Annotated in this window: 4 protein-coding genes; 1 reads left to right on the forward strand and 3 read right to left on the reverse strand. The window is 58.4% G+C overall.

What is annotated here, in order from left to right:
- The first annotated feature begins 217 nt into the window (after positions 1–217).
- Entirely contained in the window at positions 218–1,387 is a 1,170-nt protein-coding gene (locus ACP5VX_RS03050) for an ABC transporter ATP-binding protein (RefSeq protein WP_428724432.1), read from the forward strand.
- 4 nt (positions 1,388–1,391) lie between these two features.
- Here ACP5VX_RS03050 and ACP5VX_RS03055 read toward each other — a convergent pair whose 3' ends face one another.
- From ACP5VX_RS03055 to ACP5VX_RS03065, 3 genes are all read right to left on the reverse strand, one after another.
- The gene (locus ACP5VX_RS03055; RefSeq protein WP_428724433.1) at positions 1,392–2,258 is read right to left on the reverse strand and encodes an ABC transporter permease subunit; all 867 of its coding nucleotides are present in this window, start codon (positions 2,256–2,258) and stop codon (positions 1,392–1,394) included.
- Complete coding sequence (locus ACP5VX_RS03060) at positions 2,252–3,694, reverse strand: carbohydrate ABC transporter permease (protein ID WP_428724434.1); 1,443 nt, start codon at positions 3,692–3,694, stop codon at positions 2,252–2,254. Before ACP5VX_RS03060 ends, ACP5VX_RS03055 begins: the two co-directional genes overlap by 7 nt.
- A 33-nt stretch (positions 3,695–3,727) precedes the next feature.
- Positions 3,728–5,073 (reverse strand): extracellular solute-binding protein (locus ACP5VX_RS03065; protein ID WP_428724435.1); only part of this gene is annotated, 1,346 nt, incomplete at its 5' end.

The following is a 5,073-nucleotide window of genomic DNA, read 5'->3' on the forward strand; positions in this document are numbered from 1 at the left end:
ACCACCACGACAACCACTACAACACCGGTCACAACACCTGCCACTACGCCGGCTACACCGCCCGCGGGCGCGCCACCAGTTGAGCTGTGGGTGATCGTCGTAGTAGTGGTCGTCGTCCTGGCAGCGGCGGTACTCCTCGTGTTGAGGGCGAAGTAGCTTGAGTTCAAAAGTTTTTCCACACCCGTTCACACAAATAATCTGTGGGGGAGCGGTCTAGTTGGCTAGGGTTAGGCTCGTAAACGTCGTTAAAAGGTACGGGAGGGTCGTAGCGGTAGACCACGTCAACCTCGACATAAGGGACGGGGAGTTCTTCGCTCTACTCGGCCCGTCCGGTTGCGGTAAGACCACTACTCTGAGGATCATAGCCGGGCTCGAGACCCCCGACGAGGGGGAGGTCTACATAGACGACAGGCTCGTGAACGACGTACACCCCAAGGACAGAGACGTAGCCATGGTGTTCCAGAACTACGCTCTCTACCCCCACATGACCGTCTTCGACAACATAGCGTTCCCCCTGAGGGCTAGGAAGAAGCAACTCGGCTTGACCGAGGACGACATAAGGAGCCTCGTGGTCTCCGTAGCCGAGTTCCTGGGCATTAAAGAGCACCTGGAGAAGTACCCGTCGCAGTTGAGTGGAGGGCAGCAGCAGAGAGTGGCGCTGGCGAGAGCCCTGGTGAGGAAGCCCAAGGTCTGGCTCCTAGACGAGCCTCTCAGCAACCTGGACGCGAAGCTGAGAGTTGCCATGAGGACCGAGCTAAAGAAGATCCAGATGAAGCTGGGGATAACCACGGTCTACGTGACGCACGACCAGGTAGAGGCCATGAGCATGGCGGACAGGATAGCCGTCATGAACGCCGGTAGGGTCCTCCAAGTCGGGTCGCCGAGCGAGCTGTACCACAAGCCGGCCGACACCTTCGTGGCGACCTTCATAGGCTCCCCGCCGATGAACCTCCTCCCGTGTAGAGTGAGGGAGGCCGAGCCCGTGGAGTACGCGGTCCCCGAGGAGCTGTCAGGTGGTGTGATGGGGTCTGGTAAGGTTAAGACGACCTTTAGGCTCGAGTGCCCCGGCATCGCGCTACCTATCGAGCCGGGGATCGCCTCCAAGATAACGGGCGCGGGCGTGGACGAGGTCTACGTAGGTATTAGGCCGGAGCACCTGGCCCTCTCGGGTAAGAGGGTGAGGGAGGTCGCGGTGACGGAGACGACGGTCGAGGTGGTGGAGAACCTCGGCTCCGAGGCCATCGCTACGACGAGGCTAGGCGACGAGCTCGTCAAGGTGAAGTTGACAGGGGAGGCCGGGTTCAAGCCGGGCGACAAGGCGTACCTCTTAATCGACCCGAGGAGGGTGCTGATATTCGATAAAAAAACGGGTAAGCTTATAGTCTAGTTTTTCAGCCTCGCACAGCCCCCATTCTCATCGCTTCGCCGATGTACCTCTGCGCCACTACGTAGATCACTATCGTGGGTATAGCGAAGAGTATGGCGTTAGCGGCGAACCTGGCCGGGAGCTCCAGCCCTCTGGCCCCGAAGGCGGTCTGGAAGATGTACTGCGCCAGCGTGCTGACGCCGAGGAAGTTAGCTAGGATGAACTCGCCCCAGGCGCTCATGAACGCGAACAGGGTTATTATGATGATAGCCGACCTGGAGGCGGGCAGTATCACCCTGAACACGATCGTAGTCCAGCTCGCGCCGTCCATGAAGGCCGCCTCGTCCAGCTCCTTTGGTAGGCTGTCGAAGTAGGTCTTCAGTAGCCAGGTCATGAAAGGTACCAGCCCGGAGCTGTAGATCACCGGGAGTATGAACATGTTCCCCAGCACCGGTACGCCCATGGCGTTGAGCCTCAGCAGGAATATGTACAGCGCCACCGTCGCCATGATGCCGAAGCCGCCGCCCACCTGGCTCATTATCAGGTAGACGTAGAGCAGGGAGTCCCTGCCCCAGAACCTGAACCTCGAGAACCCGTAGGCGGCGGGCGTGATTACGACGACCGATATCAGTATGGTGAGGAGCGCTACGACGAGGCTCGTGACGAGAGACTTGACGAACTCCGGGTCTCTGAGGACCTCGACGTACCTCCACGGGTTCACCCCGTACTCCTCCAGCTGGCTGAGGCTGGTTAGGAATATCCCCTCCTTCCCCAGGACCGACATGAGGAACGCGTAGGCTACTGGGTACAGTAGTATCGAGACTATCAGTACGCCGGCTACTGTCAGGGCCACTCTCAGCATTATGTTAGTGAATGTGATAGACCTCACCACCCTCTACCACCCCTCCTACTGTAGTAGAACCATAGAGCTACGTACGCGAGTATTATCAAGACCACGACCACGTACGTCGCCGCCGCGTAGCCGTACTGCTTGTCTATGGTCACCCTGTCGTAGCCGAAGAGTAGCAGAACCTCGTTCGCGTTCCCTGTTGCGGAGCCGAGGTAGGGGACGGTTATAGTCTTTGTGGGCCCGCCGCCGTTTATGAGCAGCGGTACCATGAAGGCCTGGAGAGAGGCGCCTGTTGTCAGTATAGTGGCTAGTATCAGGGGCCTGGATATCAGCGGTAGAACCACGTGCCTCATCCTGAAGAAGAGGCTGGCCCCGTCTATGTAGGATGCCTCGATCAAGTCCTTGGAGACGCCCGAGAGAGCCCCCATTGTCACGGTCATTATGAAGGGGTAGGCTAGCCAGGCCTCGAACAGGTTGTAGACTAGGAAGGCGTGCCACTCGTTGTTGTTTATGTCTAGGTGGAACGCCGCGCCCAGTGGTCCGCTGGGGTAGAATATGTACTTCCACATCATTCCGGAGAGGAGTATCGGTAGAGCCCACGGCGTAAGGAGCAGGCCCCTCCACACCCTCCTACCGTAGACTAGCGGCGTGGAGTACAGGAAGGCCAGTAGTACCCCGACGGAGACTTTCAAGGGGACGCTCGTAGCCACGAAGAGGAGTGTCTTGTAGAGCGAGTAGACGAACCTGGGGTCCGTGAAGAGCTTCTGGAAGTTGCTCAAGCCCACGAAGTGCATCTCCACGCTGTACTTGTCGGCTTCCAGGCTCTTGATCACCGAGTTGAAGTAGCCCTTGTAGTCCGTCTCGATGGACTTGAAGTACGCCTCGCTAGCCGAGACGATGCTCAGCCCCATCGACGTCAAGTTGAGTATCCTGTTGGGGTCCTGTAGCGTGGGGAGGTAGGAGGAGAGCTCCATGAGCCTGGTCAGGTTGGACTCTACGGCAGAGCTGATAATGGCCTTGTCCGTGGGGTAACCCAGGGCCGTGCAGTTGAACGCCTTCTCGAAGTCGCTTAGTATACTCGGCAGCATGTTCGCTTTGTTGTAGAGGTCTGAGACAGCCAGCTGGTACTCGAGGCTCGAGGGGCTCGTCCCGTTTAAGACCATGTTGTATATGTTCGCGAGGCTCTGGTTTATCGAGGTCAACAGCTCGTCCACGCGCTTGACCGCGCCAACGGCCCTCTCGACGTACGACGCGTTGTCTCTGAGGGCCTCCGCGCACGCTATGGCGTTGTTGATCGACCCGACTAGCTGGGGGTTCGGGGCTATGTTGACGTCGTTCGCGTTAGTGAAGGCTATCCCTATCGAGAATAGGATTGGCCATATGGAGAAGAACAGGTAGAGGGCTATACTCGCGACAACGAGAGAGTAGGCTACTCTTCTCGGGTAGAGGACCTCGGCCCTGGTCTTACGAGAGGGCATCTGGACCCCCCGATGGGAAGTCGGGGAAAAAAGCTATGTGGTCAACGTAGACAGGGCCTGCATTATAGCGGCGTAGGCCTGGTCTAGCTGCGGCCCGACCTGGGCTACGGCTGCCTGTATAGCCTCGCTCTGCGGCTTACCGGCGCTCATGGCGCTAGTGTACGCGTTTATAATGGCGTTCAGGTAGGTGCCCACGTTCCACACGACGTCCATCTTGGGCGAGTTCGGCATCGGGGTACTGTTGATTACCGCCTGAGCGAAGCCGTAGACGATGGGGTACTTGTCCTTGTTGGCCTCGAGGTACTGTAGAACGCTCAGTTTGACGGGGACGTAGCCGTTCTCGACCATGAGGGTCTTGACGGCGTCGTCGTTGAGCCCGACGTAGAGGGTGAAGAGTATTGACGCCAGTATCCTGTTCTTGCCGCCCAGCTCGGCCAGGGCCGTTATGTACATGTTCCTGAAGCCGCTGAACGGCTTCGGTATGTACTTGGTGTTGTTTATGATGATCGGCGGTATGGCCTCGACGATCACGTTGTTAAGACCGATGGTCTGGTTTATGCCGGCCAGGTTCCAGGGTCCTGTTATGATCATTGGGGCCCTCTCAGTGAAGAACAGGTTGGGCTGAGTGGGTGCGCCCAGGTCCTGGTAGTAGAGGTAGGGCAGTATGTTCTCGATGAAGAATATCAGGCCCTCTTTCGTCTGCGTCGAGTTGACACCTATCGTGTCGGTCAACTGGTCGTACCAGTACCCTCCGAACGCTGTTATCCACGGGTATATGTGGTAGGGGTCTATCTGGTACGCCAGCCCGTACTTCTCCTGGCCTGGGTTGTAGAACTGCTGCATAATGGCCTTCATCTCGTCGAAGGTGGTCGGGGGCGTCGAGACCATCTTCTTGTTTACGATCAGGGCTATGGCCTCGCCGGCGTATGGTACGCCGTACATCTTGAGCTTGTACGTGACGGCTGCGGCGGCCACGGGTAGGAGCTGGGCCCTGATGTCCTGGATCGACTCGGGCGGCAGGTACTTGTCCAGGGCGACTATCCTACCAGCTTCGGCGAAGCTGCCTATCCAGTCGTGGGCCCACGTGAAAACGTCCGGGCCGGCGCCCGGCTGCCCCACGGCCACCGCGGCTATCACAGCGGACTTCAGGGAGTTCATGTCGGCGTAGGCCTTAACTGTGACCTTGATGCACGGGTACTCCTTCATGAAGTCCTGTACAATCTTGTTGAAGGCCGGTATCTCGTTGCTGGCCAGTGCGTGGCCGAATATTATCTCGACGCTGCCGGCCGGTATGCTACCGGACTTGCACGCGGCGACGAAGTTTGCCAGGTCGCTGGAAACCCTGATAGTGGTGTTGCCTATGGTGAGGGTTGGAACGG

This window comes from Thermogladius sp. (assembly GCF_049970955.1).
Lineage (GTDB): Archaea > Thermoproteota > Thermoprotei_A > Sulfolobales > Desulfurococcaceae > Thermogladius.